Below are 20,663 nucleotides of genomic sequence, written 5' to 3' on the forward strand. Positions count from 1 at the left end.
GATGCCCGCTTTTTCCTTGCCGCGCAAGCACTTGCCGGCGGCGGGCGGTCACCGCGCCGCGGCGGCCTGCTGCGCGGCGATCCAGGCCCGCACCTGCGCCTGCAGCACCGGCAGCGGCAGCGCGCCCTGGCCCAGCACCACGTCGTGGAAGGCGCGCACGTCGAAGCGCGGGCCCAGCGCGGCCTCCGCCTCGCGGCGCAGGTCGCGGATCGCGATCTCGCCCAGCTTGTAGCTCAGCGCCTGCCCCGGCCAGCTGATGTAGCGGTCCACCTCGGTGGCGACCTCGTGCTCGGACAGGGCGGTGTTGTCGCGCAGGTAGGCGACCGCGCGCGCGCGGCTCCAGCCATAGTGGTGGATGCCGGTGTCGATCACTAGCCGGCAGGCGCGCCACATCGCGTAGGTGAGGCGGCCGAACTCCTCGTAGGGCGTCTGGTAGAGGCCCATTTCCTCGCCCAGCCACTCGCTGTACAGCGCCCAGCCCTCGCCGTAGGCGCTGATGTACTCCTTGCGGAAGCCCGGCAGCGCGCCCTGCTCGCGCACCAGCATCTGCTGCAGCGAATGCCCGGGCGCGGACTCGTGCAGGGTCAGCGCCGGCAGGTTGTATAGCGGGCGGCTGGGCAGGTCGTAGGTGTTCACCCAGTACACGTCGGCGCTGCCGCGGCCGGCGGTCCAGTACGGCGCGATCGCCGCCGGGACCGGCTCGATGGTGAAGCGCCCGCGCGGCAGGGTGCCGATCAGGCGGCCGAGCTGGCCGTCCACCCGCTTGCTGATCCAGGCCGCGCGATCCAGCAGCTCTTGCGGCGTCTGCGCGTAGAACTGCGGGTCGCTGCGCAGGAAGGCGAGGAAATCCGCGAACCGGGTCTGCGGCGAGCGGCCGCGGAAGCCGAGGCGGTCGATGATCGCCTCCATCTGCGCGCGCAGGTCGGCGACCTCGCGCAGGCCGATCGCGTGGATCTCTTCCGGCGCCAGGTCGAGCGTGGTGTAGCGGCGGATCTGCTCGCGGTAGTAGGCCTTGCCGTCGGGCAGGGCCTCGGCGGCCAGGGTGGTGCGCGCGCGCGGCAGGTACTCGTCGCGGAAGAACGCCAGCAGCCGGCGGTAGGCGGGGATCACCGCCTCAGTGATCGCGGCGCGGCCCTCCGCGCGCAGCGCGGCCTGCTCGGCGGTCGGGATCGACGCCGGCAGCTTCGCGTAGGGCGCGTACAGCGCGGCCGCCTCCGGGTCCTCGAGCGCCGCCACCGCGGCGATCGCGCCGTCGCGCCCGGCGAGCACCGCGCGCGGCACCGAGAACCCGCGCGCCAGCCCGGCGCGCATGTTGGCGATCTGCTGGTCGAAGTAGCGCGGCACGTCGCGCAGGCGCGCGGCGTAGGCGCGGTAGGCGGCGGCGTCGCGCAGCTCGGCGCGCGCCATGAAGTCCAGGTCCGACCAGAACGCGCTGTCGGAATTGAACGGCATCTCGTACTCGCGCAGGCGCAGCGCCGCCGCCATGTGCGCGATCTGCGGCCGGTACACCGCGTAGTTCAGGCGCTCGCCGGGCGAGAGCGCGGCCACGTCGATCGCCTCCAGCCGGCGCAGCACGTCCTCGAGATAGGCCAGGCGCGCCGCCTGCGCGGGCGCGCCGACGTCGGGCAGGCGGTCGGCCGGGGCGGCGGCGGGGTCGGCGTCCTCGCCCCAGGCCGGGGCCTGCTGCTGGCGCCACGCCCATTCGGCCTGGTAGAGCGCACGCAGCGCGGCGTCCGCGGCCTGGGTGCGCTCTGTGTCCTGGGCGAAGGCGGGCGCGCAGCCGCCCAGCAGCAGCCCGCCCAGCAGCAGGATCCACAGCCCTCGACGCATTCCCGGCCTCCGCATCCGACCGCCGGCAGCCTAGCATCCGCGCGAGGGGCGGCGGGGTTCACTCGCGCGGGTGGCCATCGGCCTCGTCGGCGTTGTCGTGCCACAGCTCGTGGCTGTCGATGCGCACCCGCAGCGCCGCTTCCAGCGCGTCCAGCCGGCTGCGTACTTCGGCCGCGCGGGCCTGGCGCGCGCTGCGCTGCGCCAGCAGCCATTCCGCCAGCGGCGCCTCGCCCAGCTCCCAGGCGCGGCGAGTGCGCGCGGCGGCCGCGTCCTGTGCGGCGGCGGCGCCCTGCATCGCCCGCCATTCGGCATGCCGGGTCTCGGCGAGGTCGGCGGTCGCCTGCGCCTCGCGCGCGATCATCCGGCGCACCCCGTCGGCTTCGGCCTCGGCCATGTCGGCGCGTGCGGCCTCGCGTGCGGCGACGTCGCGGCGGTAGCGCCCGCCGAGCGGCATCGACACCACCAGCCCGACCGCGCGCTCGGCGCCGCCGCGGTCGTCGAGCACGCGCAGGCCGAGGCTCGGGTCGGGCAGGCGGTCGGCGCGCGCGCGCGCGGCCAGCGCCTGCTGGTGCAGGGCCTGCTGGCGGGCGATGCCGATCTCGTGGCTGCGCGCGATGATCAGGTCGCGCCAGTAACCGGGACCGCCCGGCAGCGGCGCCGGATCCGGCAGCGCCGGCAGCGCCTCCGGCAGTGGCAGGCCGGGATAGGTGGCGGCCAGCGCCTTGCGCGCGGCCTCCGCCTCGCCGGCGGCGCGCACCGCTTCGGCCTGCGCCTGCGCCAGTTCGGCGTCCATCTGCTCCAGTTCGCGGCGGGCGGCGTCACCCAGCTGCACCCGCCGCGCCAGCGCCGCGCGCGCCTGCTGCAGCAGTTCCAGCTGTCCCTGCGCCGCCTGCGCCAGCGCGCGTGCGCGCAGCCAGCCCATCCAGTCCTGGCCGAGCCGGCGCGCGGCCTGGTGGGTGGCGTCGTCGATCCCGAGCCGGGCCGCGGTCAGCGCGGTCGCGCCGATCTCGCGGTCGAGCGCGGCCTTGCCCGGCAGGCGGATGCGGCGGCTGAGCTGGCCCTCGAACTCGCGGTAGCGCAGGTTCGGATCCACGCTGCGCCGCTGCGGGATGAGGACGGCCTCCCACTCGTTGCTGCCGGCCGCCAGCGCGCGCGCATCGGCCGCGGCCGCCTGCGCGGCGGCGTCGGCGGCACGCACCTCCGGCTGCGCCAGCAGCGCGCGCAGGGCCAGATCCTCCGGCGGCAGGAAATCGGGCTCGGTGGCCCGGGCCGCGGGCAGCGCGAGCGCCAGCGCCAGCAGGAGGATGCGATGCCGGCTCATGCCAGCCGCCCCGCGGCCAGCACCGGCTCGGTCCACCAGCGCACGTCGGTGGCCGCCACCTGCGCGCGCAACGCGTCCAGCGCGGTTTCCACCTGCTCGGGCGCGATCAGCATCCACAGCACCCGCCGCTGCACGCGCCCGCGCACGCGCTCGGCGGTGGAGGCGCGCGCGAAGTCGTGGGCATGCCCCTCGGCGCGCACCAGGGTGTAGCCGGGCAGGCCGGGGTGGGCGGTGAGGGCATCGGTCACGGCATCCTCCAGCCGCGGCGGAAAGACCAGGGTCAGGCGTACCAGGGCACTCATGCGGACGCTCCGGCAGGGGCCGCCGGTGGCTGTCCGAAGCGGCGGTACAGCAGCGGCAGCAGCAGCAGGGTCAGGGCGGTGGAGCTCACCAGCCCGCCGATCACCACGATGGCCAATGGGCGCTGGATCTCGGAGCCGGGGCCGCTGGCCAACAGCAGCGGCACCAGCCCGAACGCGGTGATGCTGGCGGTCATCAGCACCGGGCGCAGCCGGCGCAGCGCGCCCTCGCGCACCACCCGCGCGAGCGGCAGGCCCTGCGCGTGCAGCTGGTTGAAGTGCGCCACCAGCACCAGCCCGTTGAGCACGGCGATGCCGAGCAGGGCGATGAAGCCGACCGAGGCCGGCACCGACAGGTATTGCCCGGCCAGCCACAGCGCGAGGATGCCGCCGACCAGCGCGAACGGGATGTTGCCGAGGATCAAGAGCGCCTGGCGCGCCGAGCCGAAGGTCATGAACAGCACCACGAAGATCAGCCCGAGCGCGACCGGCACCACCAGCCCGAGGCGCGCGGCGGCGCGCTGCTGGTTCTCGAACTGGCCGCCCCACACCAGCCGGTAGCCGGGCGGCAGCGGCACTTGGCGCGCTACCGCGGCGCGCGCCTCGGCGACGAAGCCGACCAGGTCGCGCCCGCTGACGTTGGCCTGGATCAGGGCGAAGCGCGAGCCGCCCTCGCGCCGCACCGCCACCGGGCCGGTGGCCGACGCGACCGTGGCCAGCGCCGCCAGCGGGATGTCGCCGCTGCCGTCGCCGCGCGCCAGCAGGCCTTGGCCGAAGCGCGCGGCCGAGGCGCGCAGGCCGGCATCGCCGCGCACCAGGATCGGGGTGCGCTTGTCCGGCTCGATCACGCTGCCGGCGCGCATGCCCTCCAGCTGCGCGCGCAGCTCGTCCTGCACCGCGGTCACGCTCAGCCCGGCGCGGCCGGCGGCCTGCGGGTCCACCCGCACCTGCAGGTACTGCACGTGGTCGGCGGCCTGGGTCAGCACGTCCTGCGCGCCGCGGATGCCCTCCAGGGTGGCGGCGATGCGCGCGGACAGCTCGCCCAGGGTCTGAAGGTCCGGCCCGAACACCTTGATCGCCACGTCGCCGCGGCTGCCGGTCAGCATCTCCGACACCCGCATCTCGATCGGCTGGGTGAAGCCGTAGTCCAGGCCCGGGAAATCCGCCATCACCTTGCGGATGCGCTCGGCCAGCGCCTGCTTGTCCGGCACCTGCCACTGATCGCGCGGGGCCAGCTGCATGAACATGTCGGTCTCGTTCAGGCCCATCGGGTCCAGCCCGAGTTCGTCCGAGCCGGCGCGCGCGATGACGTGGCGCACCTCCGGCACCCGCGCCAGGATCGCGCGCGCCACCGCGTCGTCGGTCGCCAGCGAGGCCGGCAGGCTGATCGACGGTGGCTTCTGCAGCTGCAGCAGGAGGTCGCCTTCGTCCATGGTCGGCATGAAGGTCTTGCCGGTGCCCAGCCAGGCCAGCACGCCCAGCACCAGGGCGCCGCCGGCGGCGGCCAGCGCCAGCCGCGGGCGCCGCAGCGCGCCGTCCAGCAGCGGCTGGTACAGCGCGTGCACCCGCCGCATCAGCCACGGCTCGCCGTGCGCGCGTTCCTTCAGCAGCAGCGAGGCCAGCACCGGCACCAGGGTCAGCGACAGCAGTAGCGAGGCGCCCAGCGCGAACACGATGGTCAGCGCGACCGGCGCGAACAGCTTGCCCTCCAGCCCCTGCAGGGTCAGCAGCGGCATGAAGGTGAGGCAGATGATGAGGATGCCGGCGGCGACCGGCACCGCCACCTCGCGGGTGGCGGCGTATACCCGGTGCAGGCGCGGCAGGTGCGCGCCCGGCGCATGCGGGTCGAGCCGGCTGACCGCGTTCTCCACCACCACCACCGCGGCGTCCACCAGCATGCCGATCGCGATCGCCAGCCCGCCCAGGCTCATCAGGTTGGCGCTCATCCCGGTCAGCCGCATCAGCAGGAAGGTGGCCAGCGCCGCGAACGGCAGCATCAGCGCCACCACCAGCGCCGCGCGCAGCTCGCCGAGGAACAGCAGCAGCAGCACCACCACCAGCACGGTGGCCTCCAGCAGGGCGTGCTCGACGGTGCCGACCGCGCGCTGGATCAGGCTGCTGCGGTCGTAGAACGGCACGATCCGCACCCCCGGCGGCAGGCTCGGGGCGAGCTCGTCCAGGCGCTGGCGCACCGCCGCCACCAGCGCCGAGGCGTCCGCCCCGCGCAGCGCGACCACGATGCCTTCCACCGCCTCGCCCTTGCCGTCGCGGGTGACCGCGCCGTAGCGGGTCAGGGCGTCCACCCGCACCTGCGCCACGTCGCCGACCCGCACCAGCGGCGGGCCGTCGCGCACCGGCAGCGCGGCGATGTCGGCGGCGTCGCGCAGCGCGCCCTCCACGCGCACGATCAGGGTCTCCTCGCCGGCGTCCACCCGCCCGGCGCCGTCGTTGCGGTTGTTGCGTTCGATCGCCTGCGCGAGGTCGGCGTGGCTCAGCCCGGCCTGCGCCAGCTTGGCTGGGTCCGGCACCACCACGAAGCTGCGTGCCTGCCCGCCGAGCACGTTGACGTCCGCCACCCCGGGCAGGGTGCGCAGCGCCGGGCGCAGGGTCCAGTCGAGCAGGGTGCGGCGCTGGGCCAGGGTCAGGCCGCCGCCCTCGATGGTGAACATGTACACGTCCGACAGCGGGGTCGAGATCGGCGCCAGCCCGCCGTCCACCCCCGCCGGCAGCTGCGGCGCGACCGCGGCGTAGCGCTCGGCCACCTGCTGGCGCGCCCAGTACACGTCGGTGCCTTCCTCGAAGTCGAGGGTGAGGTCCGCGATCGCGTACTTGGCGGTCGAGCGCAGCATGGTCACCCGCGGGGTGCCGAGCAGCTCCATCTCCAGCGGCGCGATCACCCGCTGCTCCACTTCCTCCGGGGTCATGCCCGGGGCCTTCAGGATCAGCTTGACCTGCGCCGGCGAGATGTCCGGGAAGGCGTCGATCGGCAGGCGTGCGAACGCCCACGCCCCGGCCAGCGCCAGCCCGAGCGCGGCGAGCAGGACCAGCAGGCGCTGGCGCAGCGAGAATTCGGTCAGGCGCGCGAGCACGGTGCCGCCCTCAGCGCGTGCTGGCCGGCTGCGGCGGCGGCAGCAGCGCCTTCAGCGCCGCGGTGCCGCGCACCACCACCTGCATGCCCGGGCGCAGCCCCGGCGCCAGCACCACCGCCTGGCCGTCGGCGCTGCCGAGCACCTGCGCCACCGGCAGCGCGCGGAAGCGCTCGCCTTGGCGCACGAACGCGACTTGCCCGGCGCCTTCCGGCAGCAGCGCCGCGGCCGGCAGCGCCAGCGCACCGGCCGGCGCCGGCAGCAGCAGGGTCGCTTCCAGCCGGGTGCCCGGCAGCAGCCCGTCGGCGGTCTCCAGGCGCGCGCGCAGCGGCAGTTGCTGGCTGGCCGGGTCGAGGTCGGCGCCGACCGCCACCACCTGCGCACGCTGGCCGTCGCCCAGGCGCAGCGCCAACCCCGGCGCCAGCTGTGCGCGCAGCGCGGCCGGCACCGCGACCGCCACGTCGACCCGCGCCGGATCGGCGATCAGGAGCGCCGCGGCCTGTGCCGGCAGCGGATCGCCGGGGCGCACCATCCGCCGCAGCACGCGCCCGGCGAGCGGCGCCAGCAGTTCGACCTCGCCGCCGGCGGCCAGCCGCACCCGTGCCCCGGCCAGCGCATCCTGCGCGCGCGCCAGCTCCGCCTGCGCGCTGCGCGCCTGGGCCTGGCTCTGCGCGTTGCGCGCGGCCGGGATGATGCCTTCCGCCAACAGCTGCGCATCGCGCCGGGCCTGCTGCGCGGCGACCCCGGCCTCGGCCGCGGCGCGCGCCAGTTCGGCGCCGGCGCGCAGCGCCTCCGCGCTGCGCAGGCGTAGCACCGGCTGCCCGGCGCGCACCGCCACGCCCTCGTGCACCAGCACCGCGCTGACCGTGCCGGCCCACGGCGTCACCACCTGCTGGCTGGCCTCCAGCGGCGCCTCGACCTGTGCCGGCAGGCCCGGCACCGGCACCTCGCGCGCGGCCTGCACGTCGGCCAGCGCGATCCCGAGCGCCTGCACCTGCGACGGCGCCAGCTGCACGCTGCCGTCCGCCGCGGCCTGCGGGGCGAGCGGCTCGCTCGCCGCCTCGCCGCGCGGCCACAGCCGCCAGCCGAGCAGGGCGAGGATCACCGCCGCCACGGCGAGCCCGGCGGCACGACGCAGGCGCGGGCTCACGGCCGGCCTCCGCGGCGGCAGTGGGAAACGGGACGGACGAACGGGCGCGGCATGGCGAGGCTCGCGGCAGGGGATCCACGGCCAGCCTGCCGCGGCAGGCTTTGGGCTTGCTTAAGGACCGCCGGGCGTGCGCGCGCTCCGCCGTCCGTCCCGCGCCTGGCGCGGGATGCGCGCGGGCAGGCAAGCCCGTCGGTGGTTCGACGGGCTCACCCCGAACGCGAAAGGCGCGCCACGCATGCGGCGCTCACAGCGCCGGCAGCGGGCCGATGCGCGCGTGCAGGTGGCCGTCCTCCAGCGCGAACCCGAGCGTGATCCCGAGCGCGTCGGCCAGCGCCCGGCACAGGGCGAGGCCGAGGCCGGCGTGCAGCGCGGTGCCGCCCTCGGCCTCGCGCCGCCAGAAGCGCTCGCCGAAGTGGGCGACGTCGTCCGCGCCGAGGTCGGGGGCGGGATTGGCGATGTCCAGCTGCCAGCCGGCGGGGGTGCGCCACAGGTGCAGGTGCAGGAGGCTGCCGGCCGGGGCGTAGTCGATCGCGTTGTCCAGCAGGTTGCTGGCCAGCCGCTCGAGCATCCCGGCATCGCCCAGGGCCCAGGCGGTGTCCGGCACGGTCGTGGTCGCGCGCAGCCCGCGCGCGGCCAGGCGCGGCGCGGCCGCCGCCAGCAGGGCGCGCAGCAGCGCGGCCAGTTCGACCGGGTCGGCGGCGGGGCGCTCCAGCCCGGACTCGACCCGCGCCAGTACCAGCAGCGATTCGATGCTGCGCTGCATGCGCCGGCCGGCCTCGAGCATCGCCTGCAGCGCGCTGCGCGCCGGCGCCTCGCGCAGCTGCGGCAGGGCGGCCTCGGCGCTGGCCTGGATTTCCGCGACCGGGGTGCGCAGCTCGTGCGCGAGGTCGCGCGCGAAGCGGCGCTCGCGCTGGGCCGCCTCGCGCAGGCGCTCCATCGCCGCGTGCAGGCTGCGTGCGAACGGCTGCAGTTCGCGCGGCAAATCGGCCGGCGGCGGCGCCGGGGTGTCGGCATCCACCGCCGCCAGATCCGCGCGCAGGCCCTCGAGCAGGCCGAAGCTGCGCCCGACCAGCCAGACCGCGAGCACCACCACCGCCAGCAGGGCCAGCCCGATGCCGAGCATCAGCAGGGCGTGCACGCGGCGTTCCACCGCGTCCCAGTGCGCGCGCTCGGTGCCGACCACCAGCCGGGTGCCGGCGACCGGATCGAGCGTGCGCGCCAGCAGGCGGCCGGGATGGCCGTCCGGCAGGCCGGCGTCGTAGAACGCCGGCAGCCGCGTGCCGGCGCGCGGCGGCGGCAGCAGCAGGCCGCGGCTGTTGGGCGAGGTCGCCAGCACCCGCCCGTCGCCGGCGTACACGGTGAAGAACTCGGTGTGGCCGTCCTCCTGGTAGTCCGGCAGCGGCAGGTCGGCGCCGTGCCGCTGCAGGGCGTGGGTGATGACCTCGGCGCGCAGCGCCAGGCCCTGGTCGAGGTGGGCATAGATCTCGCGGTCGATCAGGGTGTCCAGCAGCACGAACAGCAGCGCCAGCACCGCGCCGGCGACCAGCGCCAGCTGCCAGGCCAGGCGCCGGCGCAGCGACCAGCCGGCGCGGGCGGACGGCGCGGCGGCGCTCATGGGATGGTGTAGCCGAAGCCGCGCCGGGTCTGGATCGGGTTGCCGGCGCCGGCGCGCGCCAGCTTGCCGCGCAGGGTGCTCAGGATCACCTCGATCACCTTGTCCGAGGCCTCGCTGGCGTGGTCGTACAGGCGCTCGAACAGCTGCGCGCGCGACAGCACCTGGCCGCGCTCGCGCAGCAGCACCTCCAGCAGCGCGTATTCCTTGGGCGAAAGGTCGAGGTCGCGGCCGGCATGGCGGGCCAGGCGCAGGCGCGGGTCCAGCTCCAGCGCGCCCAGCCGCAGCTGCGGCGGCTGCGCCTGCGGCGGCCGCCGCACCAGCGCGCGCAGGCGCGCGAGCAGCTCGTCCAGCGCGAACGGCTTGACCAGGTAGTCGTCGGCGCCGGCGTCCAGCGCGCGCACGCGGTCGGACACCTGGTCGCGCGCCGACAGCACCAGCACCGGCACCGCGTCGCCGCGCGCGCGCAGGCGGGCGAGCAGGGCGAAGCCGTCCAGCCGCGGCAGCATCAGGTCGAGCACTAGCGCATCGTAGGCGTGCGCGTGCAGGTGCGCCAGCGCCTGCATGCCGTCGGCGGCCAGGTCGCAGGCGTGCCCGGCGCGCTCCAGGTGGTCGTGCAGGGCCTGTCCGAGTACCGCCGAATCCTCCACCAGCAGCACCCGCATCGGCGCTCCCCTCAGTGGCTGGCGCGGTCGCGCTTCCAGCCGCGGTGGCGGATGTCCAGGTACAGGCTGTAGCCGGCGGTGAACGCCGGGAACAGGTTCTGCAGGATGCCGACCGCGTCGTTCTTGCCGAAGATGAAGTAGCTGAGCGTCATCAGGCTGCCGACGATGCTCATGTACCAGAACAGGCGCGGGATCACCGGCTTGCGGTGGCGGCGGCTGGCGACGAACTGCACCAGCCAGCGCCCGCCGAACATCAGCGCGCCGACCAGGCCGATCAGCTTCCACGGGCTCATGTGGATGCCGGTCCATTCCAGCCACGGCAGCGGGGTGTCCATGAAGCCGGCAGGGGCGAGGATCACGGCGCCAGCTCCTCCACCGCGGTGCGCCGGCTGCGCGCGATCAGCCAGGACACGCCGAGCAGGTCGCGCACGCCGACCAGCGCGCGCCCGAGGTTGGTGTACTTGGAAGCGCCGGCGCTGCGCGGGCGGTGGTTGACCGGCACGCTCACGGTGCGCCAGCCGGCGCGCTGCATCAGTGCCGGCAGGTAGCGGTGCATGTGGTCGAAGTAGGGCAGGTCGAGGAAGGCCGCGCGCTCGAACAGCTTGATCCCGCAGCCGGTGTCCGGGGTGGCGTCGCGCAGCAGGCGCGCGCGCAGCGCGTTGGCGAACTTGCTGGCCCAGCGCTTGCTGCCGCTGTCCCGGCGGTTCACGCGCCAGCCGGCGAACAGCTTGACCTCGGGCGCGGCGGCGGCGCGCTCGGCCAGCAGGCGCGGGATGTCGGCCGGGTCGTTCTGGCCGTCGCCGTCGAGGGTGGCGATCCACGGCGCGCGCGCGGCCTTCACCCCGTTGCGCACCGCGGTGCTCTGCCCGGCGTTGCTGAGGTGGCGGACCACGCGCAGCTCCGGGGTCGCGGCCTGCAGCGCGCGCAGGCGTGCGAGGGTGGCGTCGCGCGAGGCGTCGTCCACGTACACGATTTCGAATGCGATGCGCCCGCGCAGCGCGGCGAGGATCTCGGCGATCAGCGGGGCGACGTTGTCCTCCTCGTTGTGCACGGGGACGACCACCGACAGCTGCGGGGCGGCGGGCGGCAGGCTCATGGCGCGCTCAGCCCGGCCGGCGCAGGCGCGCGAGCACGCCGTCGAGGGCCTCGAGGTCGGCGTAGTGGATCACCAGCCGGCCCTTGTTGCCGCGGCCGTTGCGCACCTCGACCCGGCTGCCGAGGGCGTCCGACAGCTCGCGCTCGAGCGCGGCGATGTCGGCCTGCGGCGGCTTGGCCTTGGGCGCGGCCTTCTTCGGGTCGGTCGGGACCTTGCCGGCGGCCAGCTGCTGCACCCGGTGCTCGACCTGGCGCACCGACCAGCCCTCCTCGGCGGCCTGGCGCGCCAGCGCCACCGCCATCGGCTCGGCCAGCGCCAGCAACGCGCGCGCATGGCCCATCTCGATCGCGCCGGTCTGCACCAGCACCCGCACCGCCTCCGGCAGTTCCAGCAGGCGCAGCAGGTTGGACACCGCCGCGCGCGAGCGGCCGACCGCCTCCGCGGCGGCGGCATGGGTGAGGTCGAACTCGTCGATCAGCCGCTGCAGCGCCTGCGCCTCCTCCAGCGGGTTGAGGTCCTCGCGCTGGATGTTCTCGATCAGCGCCATCGCGACCACGGTGCGGTCGTCCACCTCGCGGACGACCACCGGCACGTCGGCGAGCCCGGCGCGCCGGCTGGCACGCCAGCGGCGCTCGCCGGCGATGATCTCGTACACCCGGCCGCCGCGGCCCTGGGCGTCGCGCAGTTCGCGCACGACGATCGGCTGGATCAGGCCCTGGGCGCGGATCGAGGCGGCCAGCTCCTCCAGCTTGCCCTCGTCCATCTGCCGCCGCGGCTGGTACTTGCCGGGCACCAGCGCGTCCACCGGCAGGGTGCGCAGTTCGTCGCCCGGCATCGCCTGCTGCAGGGCCGGCGCCTCGGCCGCGGCCTTCGGCCCCAGCAGCGCCTCCAGCCCGCGTCCCAGCCCGCGCTTCTTGCCTGCGGCCTTGCCGGCCTCCTTGCCTGCCGTCATGCCGCGGCCTCCTTCGGTGGCGTGGTGCGTTCGCGCTGGCGGCGCAGGACCTCGCCGGCCAGGCCGAGGTAGGCCACCGCGCCGCGGCTGGCGCGGTCGTAACCCAGGATGCTCTGGCCGTGGCTGGGGGCCTCGGCCAGGCGCACGTTGCGCGGGATGATGGTGCGGAACACGCGCTCGCCGAAGTGCGCGGTCAGCTCCGCCGAGACCGCGTTGGCGAGGTTGTTGCGCACGTCGTACATGGTGCGCAGCACGCCCTCGATCTCCAGGTGCGGGTTCAGCCGCGCCTTCAGCGCCTCGATGGTGTCCAGCAGCGCCGACAGGCCCTCCAGCGCGTAGTACTCGCACTGCATCGGCACCAGCACCGCGTCGGCCGCGCTCAGCGCGTTCAGGGTCAGCAGCGACAGCGACGGCGGGCAGTCGATCAGGATGAAGTCGTAGCCGGCGCGCAGCGGTTCCAGCGCCGCGCGCAGGCGCGCCTCGCGCTGCGGTGCGTCCATCAGCCGGATCTCGGCGGCGGTGAGGTCGATGTTGCCGGGCAGCAGGGCGTAGCCGTCGGCGGTCTGCACCAGCGCCGCGTCCGCGCCGGCCTCGCCGAGCAGGACCTCGGTCACCGAGGCGTCCAGCTCGCGCTTGTCCACCCCGCTGCCCATGGTGGCGTTGCCCTGCGGGTCGAGATCCACCAGCAGCACCCGCTGCGGGGTGCGCGCCAGCGCCGCGGCCAGGTTGACCGCGGTCGTGGTCTTGCCGACCCCGCCCTTCTGGTTGGCGATGGCGATGATGCGGGCCATGCGGCGTGGAATCCTCGTGGGGTGCCGGGCGCGGCGGGCGCCGGGCAGCCGATTATGCCCCAGCCGGGTCGCGCCCGACCTCCACCAGGTGGCGGCGGGCCTCCAGCCCCGGCACCGTGAGCGGATGCACCGCCAGCACCCGCCACGGCGGCGGCAGCGCGGCGATCTCCTCCTCCGGCACTGCGCCCTTCATCGCCAGCAGCCGCCCGCCGGGGGCCAGCAGGTGCCCGCCCAGCGCCAGGATCTGCGGCAGCGTGGCCAGCGCGCGCGCGGTGATCGCCGCGAACGGGGCGGGCGGGCGGAACGCCTCGATCCGCGACTCGGCCACCTGCACGTTGCCCAGCCCGAGCTGGCGCACCGCCTCGCGCAGGAAGCGCGCCTTCTTGCCGTTGCTTTCCACCAGGGTCACCCGAAGCCCCGGCGTGGCGATCGCCAGCGGCAGGCCGGGCAGCCCGGGGCCGCTGCCGAGGTCGGCCAGGTCCGGCCGCGCGCGCGCGAACGGTTGCATCGCCAGCGAATCCAGCAGGTGCTTGGCCAGCATCTCGCGCGGATCGCGGATTGCGGTGAGGTTGTAGGCGGCGTTCCAGCGCACCAGCAGGGCGAGGTAGTCCAGCAGCGGCGTGGCCAGCGCCGGTTCCAGCGCGAGCGCGGCGAGGCCCTGCTGCAGCGGCGCGCGCAGGTCGGAGAGGTCGGGATTCATGGCGCCAGTATGCCGTCGTGGCGCGCGATCACCGCGACGTGCGCAGGATCCGGCGCCAGCAGGTGCAGCCGCCAGCCGGCCGCATCGCCCAGCGCCGGATCGCAGGCCAGCAGCCGCGGGGCGTCCCCGCCGGCGGCGACCGCCAGCCGGTGCAGCCCGAACGCAAGCCCGTGCCCGTGCGCCTTGAGCACCGCTTCCTTGGCGCACCACAGGCGCAGGAAATGCGCCCGCCGCGGCCCCGGTGCCAGCGCGGCCAGCTGCGCGCATTCCTCCGTGCGGAAATAGCGGCGCGCGATGCGCAGCGCATCGGCATGGCGGTCGGCGTGCTCGGCATCCACCCCGATCTGCCCGTGCGGCGTCCACGCCAGCAGCAGGCCGTCGCCGGTGTGCGACCAGCCGATGTCGCCGGCGCCGGGCGCCAGCCGCGGCCGCCCGCGCACGTCGCGGTGCAGGCCGGCCGCGGCCTGCGCGCCGGCCAGCGCGGACAGCCACGCGCGCGCCGCGGCGAGCGCATCGCGCGGGCGCGCCTGCCAGCGCCAGTGCACCTCCTCCCAGCGGCCGTCGCGCGCCTCCATCACGCCAGCTCAACATGCCTGAACCCTGCGCCGCAAGCGCCCACGCGCCCGTCACGCCGGCGCGCCGAGACTGCGCCCGCGGCCCGGCTGCGTGCCGGCGCCGTTCCCATCCATACGAGGAGCCACACCATGAACCTGATCATCATGCTCATCGTCGGCGGCATCGCCGGCTGGCTGGCCAGCCTGGTCATGCGCACTGACGCCCAGCAGGGGATCATCCTCAACATCGTGGTCGGCATCATCGGCGGCGTGATCGGCGGTTTCGTGCTGCCGATGGTCGGCCTGAGCTTCGCCGGCTGGATCGGCTACCTGGTCACCGCGCTGATCGGCGCGATCATCCTGCTGGCGATCGTCAACCTGTTCCGCCGCGGCAGCGTGCGCTGACGCCGCCGCCGGCGCCGGCCTCCCCCACGGCGCGGCGCGCCAGGGATGTCCTCCGAAGGCCCGGCTCGCCGGGCCTTCGTGTGTCCGGCCTCCGCCGGCGGCTCAGCCGAGGACGACGAACGCCGGCGCGTGGTCGCTGGGGCGTTCCCAGGTGCGCGGGGTGCGGTCGATGCCGGCTTCGACGGTGGCCGCGCGCAGCGCGTCCGACACCAGGGTCAGGTCGATGCGCAGGCCCAGGTTGCGGCGGAACGCGGCCTGCCGGTAGTCCCACCAGCTGAAGATGCCGCCGTCCTCGCGGTGCAGGCGCAGGCCGTCGTGCAGGCCCAGCGCCAGCAGCCGGCGCAGCGCCTCGCGTTCCGGCGCGGAGGTGAGGATGTGGGCGTCGTTCCACACCGCCGGGTCGTGCACGTCGCGCGCGTCGGGCGCGATGTTGAAGTCGCCCAGCACCACCAGCCGCGGATGCCGCGCGAGTTCGTCCGCCACCCAGGCGCGCACCGCCTCCAGCCAGCGCAGCTTGTAGGCGTATTTCTCGGTGCCCACGTCCTGCCCGTTGACCACGTACAGGTTGACGATGCGCACGCCGCCCACCGTCGCCGCGATCGCGCGCGCCTGCGCGTCCTCGAACCCCGGGATGCCCACCTGCACGTCCTCGGGCGCGTGCCCGCGCGCCAGGATCGCCACCCCGTTGTAGGTCTTCTGCCCGTGGAACACGCTGCGGTAGCCAGCCTCCAGCAGCGCCGCGTCCGGGAAGCGGTGGTCCTCCAGCTTGGTTTCCTGCAGGCCCACCACGTCCGGCGCGGCCTCCTGCAGCCACTGTTGCAGCTGCGGCAGGCGCACGTTGAGCGAATTGACGTTCCAGCTGGCGATCTTCATGCGCGTTCGATGCGAGGTCCGGGTGCGCGGCGTCAGCGGATGATACGGTCCAGCAGCCAGCGCACCTTCGCGTACGGGGGCTTGAGCAGGTCGCCGGCGGTCAGCGCGGCCTGGCGGAACACCGGCAGCGGCTTGCTCATGGCGTCGAAGCCGGCGCGCGCGTGGTAGGCGCCCATGCCGCTGGGGCCGACCCCGCCGAACGGCAGGTTGGCGATCGCGAAGTGGAACAGGGTGTCGTTGATGCTCACCCCGCCGGCCAGGGTGGCCTCGAGGATGCGGCGCACGTTGGCGGCGTCGCGGCTGAAGGGGTACAGCGCCAGCGGGCGGTCGTGGGCATTGACGTAGGCGATCGCCTCGTCCAGCGTGCGGTAGCCCTTGACCGGCAGGATCGGGCCGAAGATCTCCTCCTGCATCACCCGCGCATCGTCGCCCGGGTCCAGCAGCACGGTCGGCGGCAGCAGGCGCTGCGCCGGGTCGGCGCCGCCGGCGAGGGTGACGGCCGCGACGCCGCGCGCGCGCGCATCGTCGAGGTAGCCCTGCAGGCGCGCGTACTGGCCGGCGTTGACGATCCGGGTGTAGTCCTCGCGGTTGTCGAGCTGGGCGCCGTAGCGCGCCACCACTTCCGCGCGCAAGGCCGCGACGAACGCATCGCGCTGCGCCGCCGGCACCAGCACGTAGTCGGGCGCGATGCAGGTCTGGCCGCAGTTGAACCACTTGCCGGTGGCGATCCGCGCGGCCGCCTTCGCCAGCGGATAGTCGGGGCACACGATCGCCGGCGACTTGCCGCCCAGCTCCAGGGTCAGCGGGGTCAGGTTGGGCGCGGCCGCGGCCATCACCTTGCGCCCGACCGCGGTGGAGCCGGTGAACACCAGGTGGTCGAACGGCAGGCCGGCGAACGCGGCGCCGACCTCGGGCCCGCCGGTGGCGACCGCCACCCGGTCCGCGGGGAACACCTCCGCCAGCAGGTCGCGCAGGAACGCGCTGGTGCGCGGGGTGTGCTCGGAGGGCTTGAGGAACACGTGGTTGCCGGCGGCGATCGCCGTCGCCAGCGGGATCAGCGCGAGGTTGACCGGGTAGTTCCACGGCGCGATCACCCCGACCACGCCCAGCGGATGCGGTTCGATCCACGCCCGCCCCGGCCAGAAGCGCCAGCCCACCGCCACCCGCCGCGGGCGCATCCAGCCGCGCAGGTGCGCCAGCAGGTGGTCGATGTCGTTGAGCACGGTCATGCCGTCGGCGATCCGGCTCTCGTCCAGCGCGCGGTGGCCGAAGTCGGCGGCGATGGTGCGCGCCATCTCGTCCAGCCGCGGCTTGAGCGCCGCGCGCAGCCGGCGCAGGTCGTCGCGGCGCTGGGCGAAATCGGGCTTGCGCGCCTGCCAGGCCGCGCGCAGGCGGTCGAGGGTGGGGCGCAGGTCGGTGGTCGGGGTGTCGGCGGCGGTGTCCATGCGGGCCAGTGTAGTGCGGCGGCGGGGCAATCCCGCGCGCCGGCGCCGCGGGCGGCCGGTTGCGCGCGGCGCACGCGGGAACCCGCGATAATCCGCCCATGGACCTGCGACCCTACCGCGGCATCACGCCCACCCTCGGCGCGCGCGCCTACGTCGACCCCCGCGCCAGCGTGATCGGCGACGTGGTACTGGGTGATGATGTGTCGGTGTGGCCGTACACGGTCATCCGCGGTGACGTCAATTTCATCCGTATTGGCGACCGCACCAATATTCAGGACGGCACCGTCATCCACGTCAGCCACGACGGCCCGCACGCCAAGCTGGGCGGTTTCGCCACCCGCATCGGCAGCGACGTCACCATCGGCCACAAGGCCATCATCCATGCCTGCACGATCGAGGATGCGGTGCTGATCGGGATGGGTGCCATCGTGCTGGACGGCGCAGTGGTGAGAAAGCACGCCTTCGTCGGTGCCGGCGCGCTGGTGCCGCCGGGCAAGGTGGTGGGCGAGGGGGAGCTGTGGCTGGGCAACCCGGCCAGAAAAGTGCGGATGCTGAGTGATGCCGAGATCGAGGCGCTTTACTACAGCGCCGGCCACTACGTACGCTTGAAAGACGAGTATCTGGCGGGCGACGCGGGGTCATGAGGGGCGCGTCTTGCGCGGTAGATTTCGGGTGTGTGGGGATGTGATCGAACATCAGGGAGAGACAATCATGCGTTTGTTGCAAGCAGGCGTGCTGGCGCTGTGGCTGGCCTGTGCCGGGGCGCAGGCCGGGACGGCACCGGCGGAGCAGGGGTCGGGCGAAAGCGTGTTGACCATGCGGGTGGACGGGGAGTTGACCATTGGCACCCAGGGCGAAGTCGAAGCCTATGCCCTGCGTACCGAGCTCACCCCGGACATTCAGAAGATGCTGGATAAGGCAATCCCGAAGTGGGCATTTGTGCCGATCGAGCAGGATGGCAAGCCGGTTCGGGCGAAGACGCCGATGCGGATCACCCTGGTGGCTCGGGAGATCGGGGAGCAAAAATACGAGGTCAAAATCGACAATGTCATATTTGCGCCGTTGACCAAGGAAGACCGAGAGGCAGCCGAACGTGCGGCTGGCAAAGCGGTGGCCAGGTTGAATAGTCTGCAGTCTCACCTATACCCAAAATACCCATACGAATTGTTTGCGGCTGGTGTTGAAGGCATCGCGTTGCTGCGCCTGCGCGTCAATTCGGATGGCAGTGTGGCGGATGTATTTGCTGAACAATCAAGCCTGTATAACGTCAAAGGCAGCCCAAGAGTCCTCGACAAGGCAAGAGCGCTGCTGGAAAAAAATGCGATGGGGGCTGCGCGAAAGTGGACGTTCAGTGTCGAAAACTCAAGCCCTGGGCAGAAGCATATGGTGAGAGTGCCGGTGGAATATGTAATAAACAAGAAACCGGATGAAGTCGAGCGCTATGGAGTCGGCGTCTGGCGTTACGAATACCGCGGCCCCCGGCTGGATCCGCCATGGTCGAAAGCGGATGACATGGAGCTGGCTGTGGGCGTGTCCGATCTCAATAGCGGCGAGATGGTGTCAGGCAACACGCCGTTCCGGTTGCGTGACCGCAGCGTGTTGAACCAGGCGCTTTGAGCGTTGACGAAAGGCGACGCGCACAGGGGCGCACGTCGCGCTCTGGGTTTAGTCGCTTGTAGGCTGCGTATCGGTGAGACGGCGCAGGTCGGCATAGACCGGGTCGGTGTCCGGACGCACGCCGTGCCAGCACTGGAAGCTTTCCGCCGCTTGTTCCACCAGCATGCCCAGCCCGTCCAACGCCTGCGCGCAGCCGGCGGCGCGGGCCCAGGCGAGGAACGGCGCGGCGTCCGTGCCGTAGCCGAGGTCGACCGCCGCGCTGTGCGGCGCCACCAGCGCCATCGGCAGCGCCGGCAGCGCGCCGCCGCGGGTGGCGGCGGTGGCGTTCACCAGCAGGTCGAACCCGCCCAGCCCGGGCAGGGCGTCCCAGCCGCGCGCCTGCACCCGCGCCGGATCGCCCAGCGCGTCCGCCAGCGCATCCGCGCGGGCGGCGGTGCGGTTGGCGATCCACAGTGCGCCGATGCCGGCGTCCAGCAGCGCGGGGGCGACCCCGCGCGCGGCGCCGCCGGCGCCCAGCAGCAGCACGCGGCGGTCGCGCAGGTCCAGGCCGTGGCGCGCGCTGAGGTCGCGCACCAGGCCCGCGCCGTCGGTGTTGTCGCCGTGCCAGCCGCCGTCCGCGCGGACCAGCGTGTTCACCGCGCCGGCGCGGCGCGCGCGCGGGCTGGCCGAGCGGCACAGCGCGAAGGCGTCTTCCTTCAGTGGCAGGGTGACGTTGGCGCCGCGGCCGCCGCGCGCGGCGAAGGCGGCCAGCGCCTGCGCGAAGCGCGCCGGCGCGGCGTCGATCGCCTCGTAGCGCACGCCGATCCCGGTCTGCGCGCCGAACAGGGCATGGATGCGCGGTGAGCGCGAATGCGCCACCGGGTGCCCGAACACGGCGTGCAGCGCGGGCGCGGCGGCGCTCAGGCGCCGGCCTCCTCGCGCAGCCAGCGCGCGGCGTCCAGCGCGAAATAGGTGAGGATGCCGTCGCAGCCGGCGCGCTTGAAGCAGGTCAGCGCCTCCAGCGCGCATGCGCGCTCGTCCAACCAGCCGTTGCCGGCCGCGGCCTTGAGCATGGCGTATTCGCCGCTGACCTGGTAGGCGAAGGTCGGCACTCCGAACCGCCGCTTCACCCGGCGCACGATGTCGAGGTAGGGCAGGCCGGGCTTGACCATCACCATGTCGGCGCCCTCGGCGAGGTCGAGCGCGACCTCGCGCAGGGCCTCGTCGCCGTTGCCCGGGTCCATCTGGTAGGTGCGCTTGTCCGCCTTGCCAAGCGCGGCGGCGGAGCCGACCGCGTCGCGGAACGGGCCGTAGAAGGCGCTGGCGTACTTGGCGCTATAGGCGAGGATGCGGGTGTGGACGTGGCCGTCGGCCTCGAGCGCGGCGCGGATCGCGCCGATCCGCCCGTCCATCATGTCGCTGGGCGCGACCACGTCGGCGCCGGCGCGGGCGTGGCTCAGCGCTTGCTTCACCAGGGCCATGATCGTCGCGTCGTTCATCACATAGCCCGCGGCGTCGAGCAGGCCGTCCTGGCCGTGGCTGGTGTAGGGGTCGAGCGCGACGTCGGTGATCACGCCGAGTTCGGGGAAGCGCGCCTTGAGCGCGCGCACCGCGCGCTGGGCGAGGCCGTCGTCGTCCCAGGCCGCCTCCGCGGTGGGGGTCTTGGCCTCCGGCGCGGTGACCGGGAACAGTGCGAGCGCCGGGATGCGCAGCGTGCAGGCCTGTTCGGCCACCCGCAGCAACTCGTCGATCGACAGCCGCTCCACCCCCGGCATCGACGCCACCGGCGCGCGCCCGGCCGGCTCGTGCACGAACACCGGGTAGATCAGGTCGTCCGCGGTCAGCACGTGCTCGCGCATCAGCCGGCGCGAGAAGGCATCGCGGCGCATCCGCCGCAGGCGCACATGGGGATAGCTCATGCCGGCATTCTACGCTTTGCTGGTTGGTGCCGAGGCCGGGATCGAGCGACTGGCGATGGCACGAGGGCAGCCATCAGGCCCGCGGCGCAGCGGCGCCCTCACAGCAGCCCGCCGCCGAGTCCGAGCCGCCAGACGGCGACCACGATCACCAGCAGGTTGACCGCCAGCCCGGCCTTGGCGCGCGCGTTGCGCTCGCGGCGGGTGACCAGCAGGCCGAGCGCGGCGAGGATCGCGCCGAGGGCGGCGAACGGGATCAGCAGCCAGTTGGTGATGCCGACCACCGGCAGCAGCGCCAGCACCATCCATACCAGCGCCACGATGCCCCACAGCAGGCTCAGCAGGCCCATGTCCGCTCCTGTCGCGATGCGG

Annotated in this window: 21 protein-coding genes; 3 read left to right on the top strand and 18 right to left on the bottom strand. The window is 74.2% G+C overall.

Translation table 11 applies throughout. From position 1 onward, the window contains the following. Positions 1–48 precede the first annotated feature (48 nt). The 13 genes from ML340_RS03080 to ML340_RS03140 form a co-directional block, all read right to left on the bottom strand. Positions 49–1,845, bottom strand: a complete 1,797-nt coding sequence (locus ML340_RS03080; protein ID WP_425608262.1) for a DUF885 domain-containing protein — start codon at positions 1,843–1,845, stop codon at positions 49–51. 43 nt (positions 1,846–1,888) lie between these two features. Then, complete coding sequence (locus tag ML340_RS03085; protein ID WP_240096547.1) at positions 1,889–3,151, bottom strand: TolC family protein; 1,263 nt, start codon at positions 3,149–3,151, stop codon at positions 1,889–1,891. Then, a complete protein-coding gene (locus tag ML340_RS03090) occupies positions 3,148–3,453 on the bottom strand; it encodes a DUF3240 family protein (RefSeq protein WP_240096549.1) in 306 nt (101 codons plus the stop codon). Before ML340_RS03090 ends, ML340_RS03085 begins: the two co-directional genes overlap by 4 nt. Next, a complete protein-coding gene (locus tag ML340_RS03095; protein ID WP_240096550.1) occupies positions 3,450–6,539 on the bottom strand; it encodes an efflux RND transporter permease subunit in 3,090 nt (1,029 codons plus the stop codon). The genes ML340_RS03090 and ML340_RS03095 overlap by 4 nt, the downstream gene beginning before the upstream one ends. A 10-nt stretch (positions 6,540–6,549) precedes the next feature. Further along, positions 6,550–7,686, bottom strand: a complete 1,137-nt coding sequence (locus tag ML340_RS03100) for an efflux RND transporter periplasmic adaptor subunit (protein WP_240096552.1) — start codon at positions 7,684–7,686, stop codon at positions 6,550–6,552. Positions 7,687–7,930: 244 nt separating this feature from the next. After that, complete coding sequence (locus ML340_RS03105; protein ID WP_240096554.1) at positions 7,931–9,301, bottom strand: sensor histidine kinase; 1,371 nt, start codon at positions 9,299–9,301, stop codon at positions 7,931–7,933. Continuing rightward, positions 9,298–9,963, bottom strand: a complete 666-nt coding sequence (locus ML340_RS03110; protein WP_240096556.1) for a response regulator transcription factor — start codon at positions 9,961–9,963, stop codon at positions 9,298–9,300. The genes ML340_RS03105 and ML340_RS03110 overlap by 4 nt, the downstream gene beginning before the upstream one ends. Positions 9,964–9,974: 11 nt before the next feature. Then, positions 9,975–10,298 carry a lipid-A-disaccharide synthase N-terminal domain-containing protein gene (locus tag ML340_RS03115; RefSeq protein ID WP_240096713.1) on the bottom strand — a complete coding sequence of 108 codons (324 nt, stop codon included), beginning with the start codon at positions 10,296–10,298 and terminating at the stop codon, positions 9,975–9,977. A gap of 20 nt (positions 10,299–10,318) precedes the next feature. Continuing rightward, positions 10,319–11,059: a glycosyltransferase gene (locus tag ML340_RS03120; protein WP_240096557.1), complete on the bottom strand. Its 741-nt coding sequence runs from the start codon at positions 11,057–11,059 to the stop codon at positions 10,319–10,321. A gap of 7 nt (positions 11,060–11,066) precedes the next feature. Continuing rightward, entirely contained in the window at positions 11,067–12,011 is a 945-nt protein-coding gene (locus ML340_RS03125) for a ParB/RepB/Spo0J family partition protein (RefSeq protein ID WP_240096559.1), read from the bottom strand. Beyond that, the gene (locus ML340_RS03130; protein ID WP_240096561.1) at positions 12,008–12,802 is read right to left on the bottom strand and encodes a ParA family protein; all 795 of its coding nucleotides are present in this window, start codon (positions 12,800–12,802) and stop codon (positions 12,008–12,010) included. The genes ML340_RS03125 and ML340_RS03130 overlap by 4 nt, the downstream gene beginning before the upstream one ends. Positions 12,803–12,854: 52 nt before the next feature. Then, on the bottom strand, positions 12,855–13,502 hold the full coding sequence (rsmG, locus tag ML340_RS03135) for a 16S rRNA (guanine(527)-N(7))-methyltransferase RsmG (RefSeq protein WP_240096563.1): 648 nt from the start codon (positions 13,500–13,502) through the stop codon (positions 12,855–12,857). After that, positions 13,499–14,077 (bottom strand): 4'-phosphopantetheinyl transferase family protein, encoded by a 579-nt coding sequence (locus ML340_RS03140; protein ID WP_240096565.1) that lies wholly within the window; start codon positions 14,075–14,077, stop codon positions 13,499–13,501. Before ML340_RS03140 ends, rsmG begins: the two co-directional genes overlap by 4 nt. Before the next feature lie 129 nt (positions 14,078–14,206). Here ML340_RS03140 and ML340_RS03145 point away from each other — a divergent pair, with 129 nt between their 5' ends. Beyond that, positions 14,207–14,461, top strand: coding sequence for a GlsB/YeaQ/YmgE family stress response membrane protein (locus ML340_RS03145; protein ID WP_240096567.1), 255 nt, complete (start codon positions 14,207–14,209; stop codon positions 14,459–14,461). A gap of 102 nt (positions 14,462–14,563) precedes the next feature. Here ML340_RS03145 and xth read toward each other — a convergent pair whose 3' ends face one another. Both xth and ML340_RS03155 read right to left on the bottom strand, forming a co-directional pair. Then, positions 14,564–15,334, bottom strand: a complete 771-nt coding sequence (gene xth, locus ML340_RS03150) for an exodeoxyribonuclease III (protein WP_240096569.1) — start codon at positions 15,332–15,334, stop codon at positions 14,564–14,566. Between the two features lie 32 nt (positions 15,335–15,366). After that, positions 15,367–16,779 carry a coniferyl aldehyde dehydrogenase gene (locus ML340_RS03155; RefSeq protein WP_240096571.1) on the bottom strand — a complete coding sequence of 471 codons (1,413 nt, stop codon included), beginning with the start codon at positions 16,777–16,779 and terminating at the stop codon, positions 15,367–15,369. A 98-nt stretch (positions 16,780–16,877) separates the two neighbouring features. Between ML340_RS03155 and ML340_RS03160 the strand changes: the two genes are divergently transcribed. After that, positions 16,878–17,423, top strand: a complete 546-nt coding sequence (locus ML340_RS03160) for a gamma carbonic anhydrase family protein (protein ID WP_240096572.1) — start codon at positions 16,878–16,880, stop codon at positions 17,421–17,423. Positions 17,424–17,490: 67 nt separating this feature from the next. Further along, entirely contained in the window at positions 17,491–18,396 is a 906-nt protein-coding gene (locus ML340_RS03165) for a TonB family protein (RefSeq protein ID WP_240096573.1), read from the top strand. A gap of 48 nt (positions 18,397–18,444) precedes the next feature. On the opposite strand, the gene aroE is transcribed toward ML340_RS03165, so the two are convergent. The 3 genes from aroE to ML340_RS03180 form a co-directional block, all read right to left on the bottom strand. Then, entirely contained in the window at positions 18,445–19,278 is an 834-nt protein-coding gene (gene aroE / locus ML340_RS03170; protein WP_425608270.1) for a shikimate dehydrogenase, read from the bottom strand. 17 nt (positions 19,279–19,295) lie between these two features. Continuing rightward, positions 19,296–20,294 (bottom strand): porphobilinogen synthase, encoded by a 999-nt coding sequence (gene hemB / locus ML340_RS03175; RefSeq protein ID WP_240096574.1) that lies wholly within the window; start codon positions 20,292–20,294, stop codon positions 19,296–19,298. A gap of 98 nt (positions 20,295–20,392) precedes the next feature. Continuing rightward, on the bottom strand, positions 20,393–20,635 hold the full coding sequence (locus ML340_RS03180) for a hypothetical protein (RefSeq protein ID WP_425608271.1): 243 nt from the start codon (positions 20,633–20,635) through the stop codon (positions 20,393–20,395). Positions 20,636–20,663: the final 28 nt, after the last annotated feature.

Source organism: Thermomonas flagellata, assembly GCF_022419185.1.
GTDB classification, from domain to species: domain Bacteria; phylum Pseudomonadota; class Gammaproteobacteria; order Xanthomonadales; family Xanthomonadaceae; genus Thermomonas; species Thermomonas flagellata.

Excerpts from the sequence above, each read along its gene's own strand:
- ML340_RS03080 (WP_425608262.1), bottom strand. The coding sequence starts at position 1,845 with ATGCGGAGGCCGGGAATGCGTCGAGGGCTGTGGATCCTGCTGCTGGGC.
- ML340_RS03085 (WP_240096547.1), bottom strand. The coding sequence starts at position 3,151 with ATGAGCCGGCATCGCATCCTCCTGCTGGCGCTGGCGCTCGCGCTGCCC.
- ML340_RS03090 (WP_240096549.1), bottom strand. The coding sequence starts at position 3,453 with ATGAGTGCCCTGGTACGCCTGACCCTGGTCTTTCCGCCGCGGCTGGAG.
- ML340_RS03105 (WP_240096554.1), bottom strand. The coding sequence starts at position 9,301 with ATGAGCGCCGCCGCGCCGTCCGCCCGCGCCGGCTGGTCGCTGCGCCGG.
- ML340_RS03110 (WP_240096556.1), bottom strand. The coding sequence starts at position 9,963 with ATGCGGGTGCTGCTGGTGGAGGATTCGGCGGTACTCGGACAGGCCCTG.
- ML340_RS03115 (WP_240096713.1), bottom strand. The coding sequence starts at position 10,298 with ATGGACACCCCGCTGCCGTGGCTGGAATGGACCGGCATCCACATGAGC.
- ML340_RS03120 (WP_240096557.1), bottom strand. The coding sequence starts at position 11,059 with ATGAGCCTGCCGCCCGCCGCCCCGCAGCTGTCGGTGGTCGTCCCCGTG.
- ML340_RS03125 (WP_240096559.1), bottom strand. The coding sequence starts at position 12,011 with ATGACGGCAGGCAAGGAGGCCGGCAAGGCCGCAGGCAAGAAGCGCGGG.
- ML340_RS03130 (WP_240096561.1), bottom strand. The coding sequence starts at position 12,802 with ATGGCCCGCATCATCGCCATCGCCAACCAGAAGGGCGGGGTCGGCAAG.
- rsmG (WP_240096563.1), bottom strand. The coding sequence starts at position 13,502 with ATGAATCCCGACCTCTCCGACCTGCGCGCGCCGCTGCAGCAGGGCCTC.
- ML340_RS03140 (WP_240096565.1), bottom strand. The coding sequence starts at position 14,077 with ATGGAGGCGCGCGACGGCCGCTGGGAGGAGGTGCACTGGCGCTGGCAG.
- ML340_RS03145 (WP_240096567.1), top strand. The coding sequence starts at position 14,207 with ATGAACCTGATCATCATGCTCATCGTCGGCGGCATCGCCGGCTGGCTG.
- xth (WP_240096569.1), bottom strand. The coding sequence starts at position 15,334 with ATGAAGATCGCCAGCTGGAACGTCAATTCGCTCAACGTGCGCCTGCCG.
- ML340_RS03155 (WP_240096571.1), bottom strand. The coding sequence starts at position 16,779 with ATGGACACCGCCGCCGACACCCCGACCACCGACCTGCGCCCCACCCTC.
- ML340_RS03160 (WP_240096572.1), top strand. The coding sequence starts at position 16,878 with ATGGACCTGCGACCCTACCGCGGCATCACGCCCACCCTCGGCGCGCGC.
- ML340_RS03165 (WP_240096573.1), top strand. The coding sequence starts at position 17,491 with ATGCGTTTGTTGCAAGCAGGCGTGCTGGCGCTGTGGCTGGCCTGTGCC.
- hemB (WP_240096574.1), bottom strand. The coding sequence starts at position 20,294 with ATGAGCTATCCCCATGTGCGCCTGCGGCGGATGCGCCGCGATGCCTTC.